Raw genomic sequence first — 19,475 nt, forward strand, 5'->3', positions numbered from 1 at the left:
CGACTTAAGTAACTTTTTGGATTCGAATAAAGGAGAACGTTATTCTTTCTTAGCGCTTCCGAAGATTCTCTTATGCCAATCCCCGTCGAAGCTTCATTATAGAAATTACATGTACCAATGCGATGAACGGAACTCCGAATCCGGGAATCAGGATCAAAGGCAGGTTCCCGATCAGACTCGAAGAGGGCGTTTCTAAGATCAAACGCTGAGGCCCGTCGGACGATAGGGTTCCCAAGGTAACCGCGGTCATAAAATCGAGAATTCCTAATATATTAAATATCCATAATATTTTTGTGGGATTTTTGTTTTCGTCGCGTTTGATCGCCCAAATTACGAACGGAGCGAGCGTAGCTACGAAACAATCTCCGAGTCCCGCGGTGAACGCGAATGTCGGCGGTAGTTTTCCGTTTAAGTGAAACCAAATGAACAACGAGCCCACATAACGTGCGATATGCAAAACGATCCAAGTCTCCTGTGGGATGTTCAATAAAACTTTTTGAATGAAAGCAGACCGAGCGATTACGATACTTCCTAAAAGTACCGGCAAGAAGATCGCGAGACCGACTGGGATCGGGGAAGGTTTTTCGGGTCGAAAGACACCGTTTGCGCCCAATATCCAGATCAATCCGAACCAAGCGCTCAGAACGAGGGACAGAGGTAATACAAACCTCGAATTTATCCTTGTGACCTGTTTCAGGATGATGAATAAACTCAATACGAAAGTGAGTCCGGTCGCAAAAATTCCGAAAATCAGTTCAAACTGTGTAATCATAGAGGGTGCCTGCATATTGATTTGGTAGTAACTATTATTTTAATAGTTACTACCAAAACGTCCTTGACACCGCCTTGTCAACAAACTTTTTTTAAATCAATATGAAGAAAGTGGAACGATCCTACGGACTCGACTGCCCGGTGGCAAAAACCTTGGATTTAATCGGAGAACGTTGGACGATTATGATTCTGAGGGATTTTTTTACCGTGTCCGAGGTACGGCGTTTTATCGATTTTGAAACGGCTTTGGATGGAATAACGCCGGCTCTTTTGTCCGATCGGTTGAAGAAACTTGAGAGAAACGGTTTTATCAATAAGATTCTTTATTCCGAATCTCCACCGCGTATGGAATATAAACTTACGGCAAAAGGAAAGTCGCTGGGTCCGATTCTCAAAGCCTTGCGTACATGGGGCAACACGAACACGTGACGAGTGAGAATATTAGTTTTTTATAATCAACTCGCCTGCGCCTTTTGATTCAAACGTTTTTGAGCGGATCTAAGTTCTCCGTCCGCAATGAGCAAGGTCCATTCCGGAAAATGTCTCGCTAAAAAATACTGAAGCCAGGAATCCCAAGTCGCATAACCTAAGAATTTCTTCCCCGGAAGCCATTTCAAAAAAGCGTTCGCGACTTTTTCGACGGAGTGAACGGCATTGATCGCGGAACCCATTTCGATTTCCTTAACAAGATCCGGTTTGTCCTGATTCTCTTTTTCCAAGCCGGGAGTATCCGTGGTCGGCGGAAGAAAAACTTTAACTCGAACTCCGTGAAGCATCATTTCCTGACGTAGGGATTGCGCAAATCCTGTGATCGCAAATTTACTCGCGGAATAGGCGCCGTAACCGTAGATCGAAAAGGTGGCGAGCATGGAGGATATCATCACGATGTCGCCAAATCCCTGTTTGACGAACTGATCCTGGAACGCGCGGATGGTGTTGACGTGCCCGAAAAAATTCACGTCCATCAACTGACGAAAGTCGGATTCTTCCAGATCGCTTACTTTTCCCACTTTCGCATAACCGCTGTTACATACGAGTAAATCAATATTTCCTAATATTCCTAGCGCCTTTTTAGCGGCCTTTTTGATTTGGGAAGGATCGGAAACGTCCGCGACTACGAAGTCGAATGTCGCGTCTTTCGAGCCGATCTTTCGGAGTTCGTCCACGGCCGCTTCCAAGGTTTTTTTATTTCTCGCGGAAACGACGATGCTCGCTCCTTGTTTCGCCAACGCGATCGCAAGCCCTTTGCCGATTCCGGTGGAACCGCCCGAGATAAAAACTTTTTTACCGTTGTAAGAATGATTTAGGTTCATGATTTTTTAGATTCACTTTTTGATTTTGTATCCGGTTTTAAAAATCAACCAGACCAGGGTTAAACAAATCGTAAGAAACAAGAAGACCATCGAAAGGCTTACGCCAACGCTTACATCCGCGATCTCGTAAAAACTCCAACGAAATCCGCTTACGAGATAAAGAACCGGATTGAAAAGAGTTACCTTTTGCCAAAAAGGTGGAAGCATACTCGCGGAATAAAAACTTCCTCCTAAAAAAACAAGGGGAGTGATGATGAGTAAGGGAATGATCTGAAGTTTTTCAAAACTATCGGCCCATATCCCGATGATGAATCCGAATAAGCTGAATGAGATCGAAGTCAACAAAAGGAAAAGAATCATCACAAACGGGTGTGCGATTTTAACGGGGACGAACAAGGACGCGGTCGCAAGCATGATCGTTCCTAAGATCACCGATTTGGATGCGGCCGCTCCGACGAAACCGATCACGATTTCCGCCATCGAAATCGGAGCCGCAAGAATTTCGTAGATCGTTCCCGTAAACTTGGGGAAGTAAATTCCAAAAGAAGAATTGGAAATACTTTCCGTCAATAACGACAACATGATCAAACCCGGAACGATAAACGAACCGTAACCGACTCCGTCCACTTCTTGGATTCTGGAACCGATCGCGGAACCGAATACGACGAAGTAAAGAGAAGTTGAAATGACTGGAGAAGCGATGCTCTGAAAAAGTGTTCTCCAAGTTCTGGACATCTCGAAAAGATAAATGGCTTTGACAGCGTGCAGATTCATTGTGACTCCTTAACCAACTGAACGAAAATTTCCTCCAAAGAACTTTGGGTCGTATTCAAATCCTTGAATTCGATCTTCGCCTTTTTGAGATCCTGAAGTAATGCCGATATACCGGTTTGTTTTCCGTGAGAATCATACGTGTAAAGAAGTTGTTTTCCGTTGTTTATGATCTCGAGTCCCTTCGTCTTTAACGTAGCCGGAATTTTTTTCAAGGTCTGAGTCAGATCGATCGTCAGTTGTTTTTTACCGAGCTTGTGCATTAGCTCTTTCTTATCTTCGACGAGGATCAATTCTCCCTTGTTCATCACGCCGATTCTGTCCGCGATCTCTTCGGCTTCTTCGATGTAGTGTGTCGTTAAGATGATAGTCACTCCGTTTTCACGAAGGTTGCGGACGATGTTCCACATATCCTTTCTGAGTTCCACGTCCACGCCCGCGGTGGGTTCGTCCAAGAAAAGAACTTTTGGTTCGTGGGAAAGAGCCTTCGCGATAAGGACGCGGCGTTTCATTCCTCCCGAAAGGGTGAGAATCATCTGATCCTTCTTTTCCCAAAGAGAAAGGGACTTTAAAAGTCTTTCGATATAATCGGGGTTAGGCGATTTTCCGTAAAGCCCTCTCGTAAAACTTACGGTAGCCCAAACGGATTCGAACGCGTGAACGCTGAGTTCCTGAGGAACCAAACCGATCAAGGATCTCGTGTAACGATAGTCCTTGAGAATGTTCTTGCCTGCGACGTGCACAGAACCGCCGCTCGGGTTTACGATGCCGCAGATGACGGAGATTAAAGTCGTTTTACCCGCGCCGTTCGGACCGAGGAGCGCGATGATTTCTCCGTCTTGAATTTCTAAAGAAACGTTTTTCAAAGCCTGAAATCCGTTCGCATAATATTTAGAAAGATCGTTTACGGAGACGATGGATGATTTCGTTTTCGGTTTCATATTCTTTCCTGAATTTTTTCGTAATGTAAAATCAATTGGATAGAATGTCTAAAATACTAAATCAGGTTTCCCCGCCCAGCATCATTTCGATTTTTCAAAAGGGATTTGGAATATGATTTTATCATTCATTCCCCAAAGAGACTGCGAGTAGGGTGAGGTCGTCCGTAAGATCCTGCGATTGTCTGAATCGATAGAGGATTTGAAGATGAGAATCCAATATCTCCTGAATCGGAGTATAAACGTTTTGCTGAAGATAAGAATGAAATCTTTCCTCTCCGTATAACTGCATTAGGCTTTTATCAAATACTTCGAAGGCCCCGTCCGAAAAAAGAAAAAGTCGGAACGGGTTTTCGAATCGAAATGATTTTGTCTGAAACTTCGCCGCGTTTTTTAAACCGAGAATCGGACCCGTTTTAGGTAACACGATCTTTTCCTTTTCCGAAAGAATCAACTGCTCCGGATGACCTCCCGAAGCGTATTGAACCTTCCCCGATTTCGGATCCCAATCCAAAACGAAAGCCGTAAAAAGGGAGTTCAACGTTCGGAACATGGGAAGAATTTTTTCATTCAATTGTTCTAATATGTTTCCGGGTTCCTCGTCCGAGTCTTTCAGTGTATCGTAGTCCGCTTTGATCGCCATTGTCAAAAGCGCGGCTTGGGTTCCGTGTCCCGTCGCGTCGGCGATAAAAAATCTCCAGGAACCGTTTTTCGTTTTACGAATATCGTATATATCGCCGCCGATCGGGCCCATAGGAAGATAGGTAACGGACCAAAAAAACGGCCAGTCCTTGGATTGAGGATTCGGGAACATGGACTTCTGTAATTTTTCGGCGGTATGAAGATCCGATTGAAGCACGTTCAAAGCGTTGTCCCTCTGAGATTCCAAATTTTTTCTTTGAGTGACGTCGCGAATGATGATTCCTATGTAATGATCCTTTTCGATTTTCCAATCGGTAAGGGACAACTCCAAAGAGAATTCGGTGTCGTCTTTTTTCAATCCGATCATCTCGAACGGTTTAGGAGTTCCTCGTTTGCGCTTCGAAGAAAAATAACGTTGTACACCATTGCGGTGTTTTTTTCTATTTCTTTCGGGAAGAATTCTTTCCAAGGGAGAATTTAGAATCTCTTCTCCTTCCCATCCGAAAATTTTTACTGCGCCTTCGTTCCAGAAGAGGATCTTTCCCGATATATCCGAAACCAAAATCGCTTCCTGAACCGAAGCCGAAATCGCGCGGAACTTGATCTGTAATTCCTGATTGAGAGTGTCCGTAAACTTTAAAAGACTTCTGTAACGGATCGAAATCAAAAGCGATTGAAACGCGATGAACAATAAAAACGTATAAGGGACGATAAACGGAGTCGGAAGGATGCTAAGCCTGGATAACGTGTCGTTGAGCGCTCCGATCAGAAGAAGAAAACAAGACGCCAAAAAAACGAACGAACCCGTTCTTTTGTGGATCGTCGCAAGGACCATCACTACGAACACAACTCCGATCATTACGATCATATAAAGTAGATACGATTCCACGAGGGTTTCCAGAGGATCTCCTTGAAGGAACCAGAAGGCCGCAAAGAAGACGAGGTTCGGCGCGAGAAAAATCCGAAAAGGAATCGTTTTGAATTCGTTCGGAAACAAGGAACGGATATAACTCAAAAACACGGAAGCAAGTATAAAAAGACTGCCCACGTCGATCCTGAATTCCAAAACGGGAGGAAAACCCGGAAACATTTCAAAAATGTAATGTTCTTCGGTGAAAAGAATTCTCAGTGCAAGGATCGCACAAACCGAGGAGAGATAAAGCGAAGAGGATTCTTCCTTCGTAAGAAGATAAAATACGAAACTGGAAAATCCGAAAAAAAGAAGGGCTCCGAACGTCAAAAAATCGAAACTACGTCTGGTCTTATCGGCTCCGGCCATAAACGAGTCCGTTCCCAATTCGGGAGTTCTTCGTATGCCTCCGACTCCTTCAAACCAATTCGAAATTTCTAATACGATTTCGGTGTTCGGGTTTTTTTCGTCCACGGAAAAACGAACGATCGGCTTTCCGATTTTTCTCACTTCTTCTTTTGCGTCCGGAGAAGGGGTTCCGAATTGCAAACCGATTCTTCCGTTGACATACGCGCGATATGCGTTGTGAATCTCGTGAAACTTGATCGCGTATTCTCCGGGCGCGAGCCCGGTTATTTGCAGGCGATACGTCGCAAAGCCGAATGCCTTTCCCTTATAGTTCGGGTATTCGCTATTTTCCCAAAAGCCCGGAACTTGGATTGGGCCGAGCGGTTTTGTTTTACCGAAACCTTCTTCGAATTTCCATTCTCCCTCTAAGGGAAGAATATGACCTTGTTCTAATAGGTTGGCGGGAATCGAAATGATTCCGTTCTTCGCTTTTGGAAACGGTTCTACGGATCGTTTACAAAAAAAGACGAAGCAGGAAAGCAATAAAATCGTAATACAGTTTCGAATCGTTCGTCTTGATAGGCGAATCATGAGGACCATTCATAAAACGTAAACCTTAGGACAGCAATCCTTTTCTATTCGTTTTAGATTTTAAAACCGGTATTTCTTTTTTGGGAATTTGCGATTCCGATTTCCCAAGTTTTCGGATTGCCCGCGAGGATCACTTGGTTTTTGGCTCTTGTGATTCCTGTGTAAAGAATCTGCCGATTGAGAAGTTTGTGCGATCGTTCGTCCTCTTTGGATTCGGGGTGATCGGGAACATAGATTAGAATTGTATCATATTCCGAACCTTGACTTTTGTGAATGCTCATCACAAACGCTGGTTCGTGTTCGGGAAGAGTGTCGAGCGCGAACGGAAATAATTTTCCTTCGATCGGAAACACGGCTCTGAGTTCTCCGGTCGATTCCATTCTCAATACGATTCCGATGTCGCCGTTGAATAGTTTTCTACTTTTGTCGTTTTGAAGAATCAGGATCGGAAGTCCGATAAAGTAAAGTCGTTTGGCAAGACGTTTCGGATGGAGGTTCACGAACGAATTCTGATTTCGTTTGCGAAACAAGTCCTGAACGGCGACGTTCATAATCCTTGTTTGAATCGCTTCTACGCCCCAGTAGCCGTTTCTAAAAACCGTAAGACAGCGGAATCGTTTGAGTTCGTTTTGGAAATTTTGAACGAACCCGGGTTCGTTTAGATCGGAAGAATTTTTTATCTTCCAAGTTCCGATTCTTGAAATCTGAGGAAAGAAAATTTCGTTCCAAAGTTTATCAACTACCTCGTCTCTCGAACTCAGATCCTTGTTTTTATTCGAAGGATTTTGCAACCATACGACTTCGCTTTCGTATTTCGAATCTTCTTGGATCGATGTCGTTTTAGCAAAATTGTCGTCGATCGCGGTTCCTAAGTTTAAGTTTTCGGGAGAATATCGGAGAATCTCCTCAGCAAGCGTTACGATTTTGGAAACGTTTCCTTTTGCGTTCGGTTTCTGACGGTTGCTTTCTTCGAGCTTGGAGATATAGTCCGTTTTATGAGATTCTAGAACGGAAAGGAAGTCGCTTAACACCGCGCCTTTGTCCACTGAGGGAAGTTGATGCGGATCTCCGATGAGAATAAACCGGAACGGAACGTCTTCGTCCTTCGGATTTTCGGGGATCGCGTTCCATAAGGAAAGCATTAAGTTTAAATCGACCATCGAAACCTCGTCCACGATGATCAGTCGATGCGGAAGATAACGTTGTTTGTTGTAATAAAAATCGCCTAACGACTGTTTGTAGGAAAGAAGTCCGTGGATGGTTTGCCCGCGTAGAAAGTGAGAATCCCGTATTTCGGAAATCTTTTTTAGATTTTCCTGAATCGCTTCGGTAAGTCTTTGAGCCGCCCTTCCGGTCGGTGCGACTAACGCGATTTCTTCCGGAGCCGGGAGTTGTCCGAGCCCGTTCAAAATTTCCAATAGAAAAGCCACAACCGTGGTTTTTCCCGTTCCGGGTCCGCCGCTTACGATTTGAAAAGAAGAGTTGAGACAGGAAAGAACCGCTTTCGTCTGCGCTTTTTTCAACGGGAAACTTTTTGCTTCTAAACTTTTTAAGATTTCTTCGGCGCGTTGTAAGTCGACCTTCGGTGAAACTTTATTTTCGATTCTTTTTTTAAGAAGTTGTTCCAATTCGATCTTGGATTGATGCGTTTTTTCGAAGTAAACCCATTCTTCGTTCGCGATTTTTTCGACGACCAAACCGGGTGGTTTTAATTTGAATACGTTCTTCCATTCTTTGGCGACCGGAACACAGAGGTTTCCTTCTTCGGTCGCGTCCCAAATCGAATTCAAAATTTCTAATAGAGTGTTCGAATCCTCTTCGGAAAAACTTTTCGTGCTCGGATTGGACAAGGTCGACTCGCGAAGATCCAGGATGTCCGCTTTCAGTTTTTCGATAAATTTTGGAAAGAATTCTTCCATCAGAGTTCCTCTTCCCAGGAAAACGAGGTGAGTTCCCTTACGGTTCTACGGATTTTTTCCATTCTCTCCAAACTCCAATCGAAATCGGAATAAATTCCGGAGGTTTCTCCGCTTTTCATGCCCCTTAGAAAAAAGTAATATACTCCGCCTATCTTTGAGATCGCTTCGTCCGCGCCGAAAAGGTTCTTTAGATATTCGTAAAGTATCATCGCGTAGATATCCCTTTGCAGATCGTATCTGCTTTCGGCGTTTTCCACGTTTCGTTTTAAGGAAGAAGGAGAATAGTCTTCGAGGAGGTTGGATTTATAGTCTGCAAGATAGAATTTATCTTCGATCTGAACGACTAAGTCAATGGAACCTTTTAAGAAATTTCCGGGACCGATTTTTTCCGGATCCAGATCCAAATGAAAATCCATTTCGGAGATTCTATTTTCCTTCGAAAGATTTACGAGTTGAAACGGTTTTCCGTTTTGTAAGGGAACATCCGCGTTGAGAGTGTTCCACAGTATTTCTGCGGATCTTCTTTGATAAATTTCTCTTTCGAAAAATGAAGTTCGTGTGGATGTTTTTGAAAGTTGAAAGTAATCCAGATGGAAGTCCATTCTCGAAAGAATTTTATCGTTCGTTAGGATCTCTTTCGGCGATTTCGTTTTAAAAATCGAAAAGTCGAATTCTTCCAAAAGCGCGTGTAAAAAAGAACCGGTCGAAGCCGAAGATGGAAGCGCGTCCTCGATCGCGGTTTCCAGATTCTCCGCGTCGTCGGATTTGAGCAGACCCGCTTCGTCCAAAACACTAAGAGCCACGTTATCCGTAACATTGGCCTTGGTTCTCAAGGAAGAATAACTGTGCAGATAAATCGTTTTTTGTGTTCCCGATTCGTGATGAATCAGCGGTGTTAAACGGACATCGGAATTTTGGATTCGATTTCGTTTGCTAACATCCGTCTGATCCAAAGGAACTGGAGTCCACGAAACGCTTTTAAACAGATTCGGATCGGGATCGTTTTCTAATATACTTTGAAGTCTCGGATAAAGAATTTTATAATATGCGGAATCCCTTGTTTTCTTATGATTTACGGGAGTGTAAAACGGAAGATAAAGCCGAACCTTGGGACGCGTGATTCCCACATACAAAAGTCTTTTGTTTTCGTTTAGGGATTGATAAGAATATTCTTCTTTGCTAAATTCTTTTTCCTCGGGTTCGTCCCAGAAATTGATTTTCCAAAATCTTTGTCCGTCCTCTCCCATCGCAGGATAATCGTAAACGTCCGGAACAAAATTACCCGAAAGGTTGAATAAGAACACGACCGGCCACTCCAATCCTTTGGACGCGTGTAAGGTAAGAATCTGGACCGCGTCCTTTTCGGTTTCTTTTTCGAAAAGCGGCAGTTCCTCCTCGTTTCTGGAGCTGGTCTGGAGTAGTTTCAATTCTTCTAATACTTCTTCGAGATCCGCTTGGTTCGTAATTTGAAATTGAAGTAGTTTTCGAAAGATCTGTCTGTAGTTCGTTCTTTTTCTTTCCCAGTCGATATCCGTTTCGTCTTCCGTTAAAAAGATTCTGCTGTCTTCCTCGATGGAACGGAAAAGTTCCGAAAACTTTCGATCCATCGCAAGAGTTTTCCATCGATCGAGCGTTGTCTTTTCATAAGAATCGATGGAATGTTCGTCGAATGCCGGAAGGTGATTCGGATGAATCTGAAACAAGTCGCCCAATAAAAGTTTTCGATAAGAGGAAGGTTTGTTCGGATCTAAAAGACATTCGAATATATTGGAAATTTGATACGATTCCGGACTCTGGTAGATCCCTTCTTGTTTGTAAAACGAACAAGGAATTCCTCTGAGTTTTAAGGATTGTTCTACGAGTTTCCCTTCGGCCTTGCTCTTTACGAGAACCGCGATTTCACGGAAGTTCAATCGTTTCTCCGTTATGCGCTCTTGTTCGTTCGATTTTTCGCGGACTCTATACAAGAAAGGGTTTTCATCCTGTGCAAGCTTCAGGATTTCTTCCGCGATAAATTGTCCCCAAGCGTTTCTTGCGTCGTCCGTTTTCCAGAATTCCCTTCCGCCGAACTTCACGATGGTGATCGGACCGTCCTTGTGTTTGTCGCTTAACAAAATCTTGGCTTCCTGTTCGGGATAGGAAACCGGAACGTATTCGATCGGAGTAGATTCGAAACCTCGTTCCACGATCGGGAAAAAACTTTGTTCTCCTTTTTTTCCGCCGAAGATTTCGTTATAGGCTCGGATCAACTCGGGGACGGATCTGTAATTGACGTTCAAAGGAATTTCTTCGGCCTGTTTTTCCTTTAATTCTTTTTTGGCGCGCAGATAGGTTCCTATATCCGCTCCTCGAAAGCCGTAGATGGATTGTTTCGGATCGCCGATGAGATATAAGAATCTTTGCGATTCTTCCTTGGATTCCATTTCTAAAAAGAGACGTGAAAAAATTTCGTACTGAGCGGAGTCCGTATCTTGAAATTCGTCCAAGATTCCGATTTTATATCTTTCCTGAAGAGCCTTTCGAAGATGAGGATTTTCGAGAGAGTCCCTCGTTTTTAAAATCATCCGATCGTAACTCATCCATTCTCCGGTTTTGAATTCCTCGGACACCATTTCCACCGCGATCAATGCGGTCTTTTGGTTGAACGTTTCCGCGCTCATCGGAGTTGTTTCGTTCGAATACGGATATTTTTTTCCGCTAAGAAGTTTGGAGCCTACGGAAATAATATTCTCTTTTTGTGATATATAATCGGATTCGGAAAGAAAATTCTCCAGATGATCCGGTTCGACTTGTGTATTCCATTCTTCGTGTTGAAGACGATATAGGGCGGCGCTCAGTCTTTCTTTGGAATCGGTGAGAATCCAGTTCGGAGGAGTTTCGGTTTCCACGGGATATTCCTGCAGAATCATATTACAAAAACCGTGTATAGTTGAAATCGTAACCTGGTCGAGTTCCCTCGCTTCCTTATCGAACCCGGATGCGATCAATTTTTTTCTAAGTCTTTCTTTCAGTTCCCCCGCGGCCTTTTCGGTGTAGGTAAGAATTAGAATTTGAGTCAACGGGATTTTATAAACGGAAATGAGATCTCCTACGATTTCCATGATCGTAAACGTTTTTCCGGTTCCGGCGGAAGCCTCTATAAAACTCGATTTTAATTGATAAGGACGGTTTCCGCTCATGAATCCTTTTTCCAATCGAGGAGTGGTTTGTAAAAATTTTTAGCCCATCGTATTTCGGATTTTAAGATCAAGTCCGGGGTTTTCGGATAAAGTTTTACGAGAGAAGACAATCCGTCTTTCACTCCGTTCAATTCTTCCTTGAGAAAGTTGAGCCAACCGGCTTCATCGTCAAACTTGCTCGAATCGTCCGGCGTTTTGTTTTTTCCGGTGTTTCCTTGGATATTTTTTACGTAATAGTTGAGAAAGGCTCTTCGTGGAAAAAACACCGGCTCTTCTTTTAGATAATCGGAGACGATTTTTGCGAGATATTCGGTTCCGATCGAGGAGGTTTCCACATTATATTCTATTTCTAGAATATTCTTCTTTTTTGATTCTTGAGAAGGGCGGGGTTTGAAGGAGTAGATTTTGAAGTTTTCGTTCGAGGATGCGAACGCGATTCCGGTTAAAAACGGAAAACTCATCACCTTCCAATAATCTTTATAACCGAAGTAATCGTCGCTCGGTTTGTCTTCGAGGCTTTTGGAGAATAGCCAATAAAGATTTCCGTCCTTTTCGACTACGTGTTCCCATTCTCCACGGATGCGGAAGTCTCCGGATTCCAAAGGGACTTTGAGCGGAGGTAATTTTTTGCAGATCGCGTCCGGCAATCCGGTGTCGCCCAAACTCAAATACGGATAATATTTTCCGCCTTGAAACAACGGTTTCCATTCGGAAAGAAGTTCGCTTGTGGTAACTAAGTATTGAACGAGATCGGCTTCCTGAAGTTTTCCGAATACGGACTGAGGAAACTTCGCGGAAGATTTTTCCATTTCCAAGATAGGGGATAACGCTTCCGAAATTTTTTCCCGATCCCAAGTCCAAGGTTTCTCCGAAACCAGATCGGGAATCATCAACGCATGCACTTTCTTTAATATAGAAGCTTCCGCGATCGCGTCCAGATCGAACGGTTCTTTTTCGGTTTCGGAGGATTCTTCCTCTTCGAGATACATTCCGAGTTTTCGTTTGAGATATGTGTCCAAAGGATCGCTCAAAAATTGGGAAAGTTCCTTTACGTCGATTCCGGAAGCGACGGAGGTTGAATGAATTCGAGTGAGTTCGTTCGGATCTTGAAAACGATCGAGTATGTGCTGATCCTTTCGGATTCCGTTCACCCAGGTTCTCGCAAAGTCGTAACTTACGAGACCCTGTTTTAGTTGTTCGGGACTATGTTCGTATTTTATACTATACGAATGCAATGGGAGTTGGAGCGCTTCCTTCGTTTGAAACGCCTCCATGATCTCGAAAAGATGGGAACAAGGTTCGAACGTCTTATCTTCTTGAAGATTTTTTCCCACGTAACTGAACGTTACGGACTCCGTTGCGGAATGAATGGTTTCCCACAAAAGCGATTCCTGAATTTCTCTTCGAGAAATATCCCATTCTTCCTGAAAGTCTTTTCTTAGATTGAGTTGAGAACGATCGTTAGAACCGGGGAATTTTCCTTCGCCGAGTCCTAATATATAAATGTGTTTGAAAGGAATCGGACGCATCGGTTGTAAAAGTGAAACGGTAACGCCGCCGGTGAGATACGCGCCTTTTCGATAAGGAACCTGATCGAATATCTGTTCCGTGATGAATTTTAAAAGTGCGATTCCTTCTTCCTTGTTTTGAAGTCGAATTCCTTCCCATTCGAAAAAAGATTCGACCCAACCGTGAAAGAGTTTTCCTTCCTGTTCGTATTCTTCCGTGAACTCAAAAAGTTCTTCGAGAGAATACTTTACGTTTTTTAAATATTCGGAACTCCAGTGAATCGTTTCCTCTTTTGAAAACGAAAGAATTTTCGCTTTCGAACCGAGAACGGTTTCCCAGAACTCGGTCAGTTGGGAAGAATTTTCGTCCGTCTCCAGCGCGATTGGCGCGATCTTATATTTGTTCCAGGAAGTTTCCCGAGAAAGAATCGTAGAAAGACGGATCCTTTTGAATCCATTAGAGATTTGGAATGAATCCTTTTCTCTTCCCGTTTCCTCGTATCGAACTCCGGACGTTTCGATCGTATTTTCGAGATCGTTTAGGTTTTGAGAACGCAGACGAATTCTTTTTTGAAGAAGCGGGTTTCTTAAAAGTTTGAGTAATGCGTTTTTATCGACGGAGCTTCCGGAACAAATCTCCCAAAAACTCATCAGTCCTCGATAGAGCAGAGAAGCTTCGTTCGCCTTGATATCCGTCAAGGAATAGGGGATTTTTTTCCGGATCGGATTCGTATTCTCCGCGGTTTGTAAAAGAATTCCACCGTCTAACACCCATTCAACGGCGGGACGATAAGTCTGCATGTCCGTGACCAAAACCGCAAAGTCCAAATACGTCAGACTCAGATCGTTATTCATCCTATATAGAATATCGTTTGCGACGGATTCCGTTTCCCGATAGGCGGAAGGAGCGTTCCAAAAACGAACGGAAGAATCTTCCGACAAAGACGACACGTTATGCGCTCTTTCTTTTCCGGCCAAAAGATTTCTAAGATTCTCCAGTTTTTTCGGATACGGACGTAAGTCCTGAAGATTCCGGATTTTTACGCCGGGAATTGCCGCGGTTCTCGATGCGATATGAATCTGCGGGTTGGCCCATCGTTCCGGTCCTTCGGATTCTACGTTATGCGAATTTGAAATTTGGCCCGTATGAAATTGATAAAGATAAACGGGGAGTTTGTCCTTTTTGGAAAGAGATTCCAAAATTCCGAGATACGTATCCGCGAGATTGGAAAGGCAAAAAAGATGAAGGGACGGAAAATTGCGCGGAGAATGTATTCGATTCTTCTGCGTTTCCTTCAATAGAAACTGAACGAGAGTGTTCGGTTCTTTCGAATTCAAGAACACGTTTTGATATAATGCTTTTTGAAAGTGATAGTATTCGTCTTCCTTCGGAAACGGAGTTGGACGACGCGATATGGAGGGAATCTCGATTCCTTTTTCTTTGGCCCAAGTTTGAATCCAAGAAGATCGGTTTAATTCGTAATCTTTATAAAGCGAAGTGAGTTTTGCGCTTAAGGAGAAAGCCCTTGTCGAACTTTTCAAAAAAGAACGCAAAAACTTCGTTTCTTCCTCGTCCTTATTCTGAATTAGATAGGAGAGAATTTTTCTTTGAGTCGCTTCCTGACTGGGGAACGCGCGTTGAAACGGATCGTAGTCAAGTCCCGCTCTGAGATGATAATATTCTTCCAGAGCTTTTTCGAGATAAAGAAAACGAAGGTTCGCGGAAAGTCCGTCGATCCGAGAAAGATTCAGATTCAACCAGAGTTTCATGTTCGTGCTCGGAACCACGATCACGGGAGAATACAACGGGAATTTTTTTCTTTCCTCGAAAATATTTTTAGAAAGTTCGGACGCGATATCCTCGAGCGATAAACTTGTGATATGCGTGATGGACAATCGATTTTTCCCCGGTCTCGAAATACGAGCATTCCAAGAATTCGACGCCGTGGCAAGTAATTACATTTTCTCTTGCTCTTAAAGATCGCTCGCAAATTCTAATCGTAATGACTTCCCTTTCTTCTCTCAAAACTCTTTTCGGAATTTCATCGTTTCGAACTTCCCAAGAGAAGATCATTTCGGACGTTCTTTCGGGTAAGAATTGTCTGGTTATCATGCCGACCGGTATGGGTAAATCGATTTGTTATCAACTTCCCGCGCTCGCCTTGGACGGCTTGACGGTAGTCTTGTCTCCTTTGATCGCGTTGATGCAGGATCAGGTCGTGAAGTTGAAACGTTTGGGGATCGACGCGGCTTTTATCAATTCTTCCCTTTCCAAACAGGAACGATTGTCGAGTTATGAAAATTTAAAACAAGGGAAATACAAAATCATCTACGTTTCCCCGGAGAGATTTCGTAAGAAAGAATTTATCGATTGTTTAAAAGATCGGAAAGTTTCTCTTCTTGCGATCGACGAGGCTCATTGTATCAGTCAGTGGGGCCACGACTTCAGACCGGATTATACTAAGATCGCGGAATTTCGAAACATTCTTAAAAATCCAACCACGATCGCGTTAACCGCAACCGCAACTCTGGAAATTCAAAAAGACGTGATTCTTCAGATGGGTTTGAACGAATCCGAGATCGAGGTTTACAACGAAGGAATATGCCGTCCGAATCTTTTTTTGGACGTTCAGACCTTTGTGGATGAACCTTCCAAGTCCGATGCGGTTCTTGAACTTTTAAAAAAACAAAAGAAAAGTACGATCGTTTACTTCAATCTCATACAAAGTCTCGAAAAGTTCAGCGAGAAACTCGACGTTCAAAAAATTTCCCATAAAGTGTATCACGGAAAGTTGAATCCCGATCAAAGAAAGAAGATTCAAAATCAATTCTTAAAATCGGAGGATACGATTCTTCTTGCGACGAACGCTTTCGGAATGGGAGTCGATAAACCGAACATAAGAACGATCATACACGCGGAACTTCCTTCCTCTTTGGAAGGTTATTATCAAGAGATCGGACGCGCGGGAAGGGACGGGGAAACATCCGATTGCCACGTGTTTTACAATCAGGACGATCTTACCGTTCTTATGGATTTTATCGAATGGCAAAATCCGGACGCGGTTTTTATTTCGCGTGTGTATAAGACGATGGAACAACTCGGTGAAAAACTTTCTTCCGTCGAATACGACGAACTTCAATCGAAGGTCGTTCATAAAAATCGAGGAGATCATAGACTTCAAACGGTTCTCAACTTGTTCGAACGACACGGGGTTACATCGGGCGACATGGAGAAGAATTCTTTGACATTGGATGACCCGTTGCCGGAAGAATTGAAATCAGTCGAACTCTTGGAACAAAAAAAGAAAACAAGCCTCAAACGTTTGTATCAAATGCTCTTATATCTTAAATCGGAAAAATGCAGACGGGAATTCGTATACGAATACTTCGACGCGAAATTCAACGGATGTGATAACTGCGACGTCTGTAAAAGAATCTGAAATTTTTTGACCGAGTTTGAATAGGAATCGATACCACTTTTAGAAGAGGTGATTATGATTCGTAAGTCGTTTTGGATTCTTTTATCCCTATCTCTATTTGTCAATTGTGCGACTTGGGAACGTTTGACTTTTCCCGAACGTTGGGAATGGATCGGAACCGCGCGTTATAAGTCCGTTCAGATTTTTGTGATCGATCCCACAAGGGATTCCGAGATCGAAGCGGAAGAAGGAACCAAAATTCGTTTTCCTTCCGGAAGTCTTTTGGGATCGGACGGAAATCCGATTCAATCTCCGATCAGAATTGAAATATCAGAATATTATAAAAATGCAGACATCTTACTTTCCGGTTTGAGCACCTCGTCCGGTCAAAGTCCGATTCAAACAAAGGGAATGATTTTGTTAAACGCATTCACCGAAAAGGGCGTGAAAGCGAAGTCCAACCCGAAAAATCCTCCACAGGTTCTATTTCCATCCGCTTTCGAGCCCGGATATCAGGTTTTTTACGGAACTAAAACGAACGAAGGGAACGTGGATTGGTCCACGGAAACTACAAAGACGTCTAACGTTTCCAAAAACGAGGAAGGGAAGAATCTCATTCGATCCGGCGCGGAGGAACGAATATCAGCTTTGCCTTCGCTTACCAAAAATCAAAGTGCGCAACCGACACGGAGCGAAAGCGTTAACATGTCCGAAGGAATGGAGGTGTCCCGGTCGTTTTATTATCCGATTCTCAACTTGGGTTGGATCAACTGCGATCGTTTCCTGTATATGAAAATTCGTTTATTGCCCCTGACTCTGGACGTGAACCATCCGACTTGGGAAGACGAAACTACGTATAATTTGATTCTTCCCTCGATTCGTTCCGTGATGCCTTCTTACAAAGATCCCTCCGGTAAAGTGTATTTTCCGAATCTCCCCATGGGAGAAAAAGCGATTCTTTACGCTTTGAAACGATCCGGAGTCAAACGTTGGCAACTTTGGATTCGTGAAACCGTAATCGGTAAAGAGGAAAAGATCGTTCCGGAATGGGAGCTCATGGGACCTAAGGAATTGGAAAGAAGAATCCAGTCCCTGAATTTCTAAAAATGATAAACGACATTCAGATTTTATAAAATAGGGTGACGCAGTTGCCGATCGGCTTCGTTTTGATACCGGTCGGCCAGTTCGAAAATTTTTTCTTCCTCGTGTTGTCCCGCGACGATCTGAAAACCGATCGGCAATCCATCCAAAGAAAAACCGGATGGAATGCTGATCGCGGGGATTCCGTAGTAGTTTGCGAAAAACGTATTCTCGGAAGACAAGGCCAAGGGACCTTTTGAGCTCGCATCCGAAATTTTCAATACGGTTTCGGTGGTCGTGGGTAAAATCAAAACGTCGCAATCCGAAAAAAGAATCTTTGCGACATCGGCGCGATGTTCCCGAACGCGGCTCAAATCAAAGCCGGGTGAAAGCGGAACATCAATTTCACATAATGTATTTCCGAGTGAGGCGAGTTTTTTCTTTACGATTTCAAAGTTGGTTCGGATCTCATCGGAAGCGACGAATGTTTTGGGAAATCCGATTTTGAAAGAAGTAGTTTGATTTGTGTCGAACTTCCATTCTAAGATTTTTTTGTTTCGATCGTCCTGCGGGTCCAACAAGGCTTTGAAAAGAATCGCAGTATCTTCCGCGCTTCGAGTCATCACACCCGCGTGTGCCAGAGTTAAGATGGTTTCGTCAACAGGTTCTCCTTCCAGAACTCCTTGTAAGTTTAAAAGTCCGTAAGTCGCTTTAAAGCCGACAACCCCGCAACAAGAAGCAGGAAGTCTGCAGGAACCGATCGCGTCCGTATCCAATGTCGCATAACAAAGACCTGAAGCAACGGCTACCGCCGAACCCCCGGAAGATCCTCCCGCGATATAATTTAGATTCCACGGATTGTGAACCGTTCCGTAATGACTTTGTATGGAAGTTGTGCCCGCGGCGAGTTCGTGCTGATTCGTTTTTCCGATGACGATCGCTCCGGCATCTTTCAATCTTGTGACGGCGATCGCGTCTCGATTTGGAATTCTATTTTGAAAATGAACGAAGGCCGCTGTGGTTTTGATCCCGGCCGTATCGAACATATCCTTGATACCGATAGGAACTCCGTGTAGGGGGCCTTTCCAGTTTCCTTTTTCGATTTCCTGTTCTGCGAGTTTGGCTTCTTGAAGGGCTTGTTCCGCGGTTACGGTGATGAATGCGTTCAGTCGAGGATTGAGACGTTCGATTCTTTCCAGACAATCGGATACGACGGTGACGGGAGAAACTTTTCGACTTCGTATCAATTCTCCGAGTTTGTTTATGCTTAAAAACGTATATTCCGTATTTTTGATATTATCATTTGGATTCGGAGCTTGTTCATTCATATCATTCTCCCTTAAGATCGAACGATCCGCCTTGTAGTTCGACGGATCGATCGGGAAAGAATAAGGTCCGTTTTCGTTTCGGATCTTATTTTTTGAAGATGTATTTATCAATCGAGAATTTGCCGCTTCCCGAAACGAACACAACTACGGATAACAAAAGATAGACGAACGGCAAGGTCTTCACTTGAAACGCGTCGTTTGCGTGCGCCATAAAAAACGCGACAAACATCGTGATAAAAATCGGAATCACGGTAAGGCGTGTGAGCAAACCGATCGCGACACAAATTCCGCAAAAGAATTCGGCGAATACGACGAGCATCAAAGAGGTTTTTGCGCCGATTCCGATCAGATCGGGAAACATGGGAATGATCTGGTCGAAGTTCGTCAATTTCGGATAACCGTGATAGATGAACAGACCACCGAAAATGAGTCTGAGCAAAAGCGAAGCGACGTCCGCGCTTAAAGTATGAATTCCTAATATTTTATCTTTCATGTTTTCCTCGGATAAGATCCTTAATGTTAAAACAGGAGAGACTGTATCATGGATAGATACTCCGGTTTCAACCGTTTTTCGAAATCCAAGTCGGTTTTATCGGATATGTATAAATCTTTTAGCGCCGGATGAATCAGAATTCTTCCCCGGCTTGATTCGGGTTTTACGGTCGGACTATTCGTGGCACCTTTGATTTCGATTCTTTTTTTCATATTTGCAACCAGTCTTCATTCTATGTCGTTCGGATTCTTTATCGATTTGTAAT

The 19,475-nt window shown here is 43.6% G+C and carries 13 protein-coding genes; 3 read left to right on the plus strand and 10 right to left on the minus strand.

The features are described 5' to 3' along the window. Window positions 1-70: 70 nt before the first annotated feature. Window positions 71-772: a hypothetical protein gene (locus CH367_RS18900; protein ID WP_100764065.1), complete on the minus strand. Its 702-nt coding sequence runs from the start codon at window positions 770-772 to the stop codon at window positions 71-73. A gap of 110 nt (window positions 773-882) precedes the next feature. Here CH367_RS18900 and CH367_RS18905 point away from each other — a divergent pair, with 110 nt between their 5' ends. After that, entirely contained in the window at window positions 883-1,200 is a 318-nt protein-coding gene (locus CH367_RS18905) for a winged helix-turn-helix transcriptional regulator (protein ID WP_208862014.1), read from the plus strand. A gap of 26 nt (window positions 1,201-1,226) precedes the next feature. On the opposite strand, the gene CH367_RS18910 is transcribed toward CH367_RS18905, so the two are convergent. The 7 genes from CH367_RS18910 to CH367_RS18940 form a co-directional block, all read right to left on the minus strand. Further along, window positions 1,227-2,084, minus strand: coding sequence for an SDR family NAD(P)-dependent oxidoreductase (locus tag CH367_RS18910; protein WP_100764067.1), 858 nt, complete (start codon window positions 2,082-2,084; stop codon window positions 1,227-1,229). A 12-nt stretch (window positions 2,085-2,096) separates the two neighbouring features. Further along, the gene (locus CH367_RS18915; protein ID WP_100764068.1) at window positions 2,097-2,858 is read right to left on the minus strand and encodes an ABC transporter permease; all 762 of its coding nucleotides are present in this window, start codon (window positions 2,856-2,858) and stop codon (window positions 2,097-2,099) included. Further along, the gene (locus tag CH367_RS18920) at window positions 2,855-3,796 is read right to left on the minus strand and encodes an ABC transporter ATP-binding protein (protein WP_100764069.1); all 942 of its coding nucleotides are present in this window, start codon (window positions 3,794-3,796) and stop codon (window positions 2,855-2,857) included. Before CH367_RS18920 ends, CH367_RS18915 begins: the two co-directional genes overlap by 4 nt. A 121-nt stretch (window positions 3,797-3,917) precedes the next feature. Then, entirely contained in the window at window positions 3,918-6,284 is a 2,367-nt protein-coding gene (locus CH367_RS18925; RefSeq protein WP_165783341.1) for a SpoIIE family protein phosphatase, read from the minus strand. A gap of 53 nt (window positions 6,285-6,337) precedes the next feature. Further along, a complete protein-coding gene (recD, locus tag CH367_RS18930; RefSeq protein WP_100764071.1) occupies window positions 6,338-8,203 on the minus strand; it encodes an exodeoxyribonuclease V subunit alpha in 1,866 nt (621 codons plus the stop codon). Next, window positions 8,203-11,382 carry a UvrD-helicase domain-containing protein gene (locus tag CH367_RS18935; protein ID WP_100764072.1) on the minus strand — a complete coding sequence of 1,060 codons (3,180 nt, stop codon included), beginning with the start codon at window positions 11,380-11,382 and terminating at the stop codon, window positions 8,203-8,205. The genes recD and CH367_RS18935 overlap by 1 nt, the downstream gene beginning before the upstream one ends. Further along, a complete protein-coding gene (locus CH367_RS18940; RefSeq protein WP_100764073.1) occupies window positions 11,379-14,786 on the minus strand; it encodes an exodeoxyribonuclease V subunit gamma in 3,408 nt (1,135 codons plus the stop codon). The genes CH367_RS18935 and CH367_RS18940 overlap by 4 nt, the downstream gene beginning before the upstream one ends. 107 nt (window positions 14,787-14,893) lie before the next feature. Here CH367_RS18940 and CH367_RS18945 point away from each other — a divergent pair, with 107 nt between their 5' ends. Together CH367_RS18945 and CH367_RS18950 are read left to right on the plus strand one after the other, a co-directional pair. Continuing rightward, on the plus strand, window positions 14,894-16,330 hold the full coding sequence (locus CH367_RS18945) for a RecQ family ATP-dependent DNA helicase (protein ID WP_100764074.1): 1,437 nt from the start codon (window positions 14,894-14,896) through the stop codon (window positions 16,328-16,330). A gap of 54 nt (window positions 16,331-16,384) precedes the next feature. Next, a complete protein-coding gene (locus CH367_RS18950) occupies window positions 16,385-17,413 on the plus strand; it encodes a hypothetical protein (RefSeq protein WP_100764075.1) in 1,029 nt (342 codons plus the stop codon). A 23-nt stretch (window positions 17,414-17,436) separates the two neighbouring features. On the opposite strand, the gene CH367_RS18955 is transcribed toward CH367_RS18950, so the two are convergent. Continuing rightward, complete coding sequence (locus tag CH367_RS18955) at window positions 17,437-18,828, minus strand: amidase (protein ID WP_244284641.1); 1,392 nt, start codon at window positions 18,826-18,828, stop codon at window positions 17,437-17,439. Next, a complete protein-coding gene (locus CH367_RS18960; protein WP_100764076.1) occupies window positions 18,803-19,210 on the minus strand; it encodes a DoxX family protein in 408 nt (135 codons plus the stop codon). Before CH367_RS18960 ends, CH367_RS18955 begins: the two co-directional genes overlap by 26 nt. Window positions 19,211-19,475 lie beyond the last annotated feature (265 nt).

This window comes from Leptospira barantonii (assembly GCF_002811925.1).
GTDB lineage: Bacteria > Spirochaetota > Leptospiria > Leptospirales > Leptospiraceae > Leptospira > Leptospira barantonii.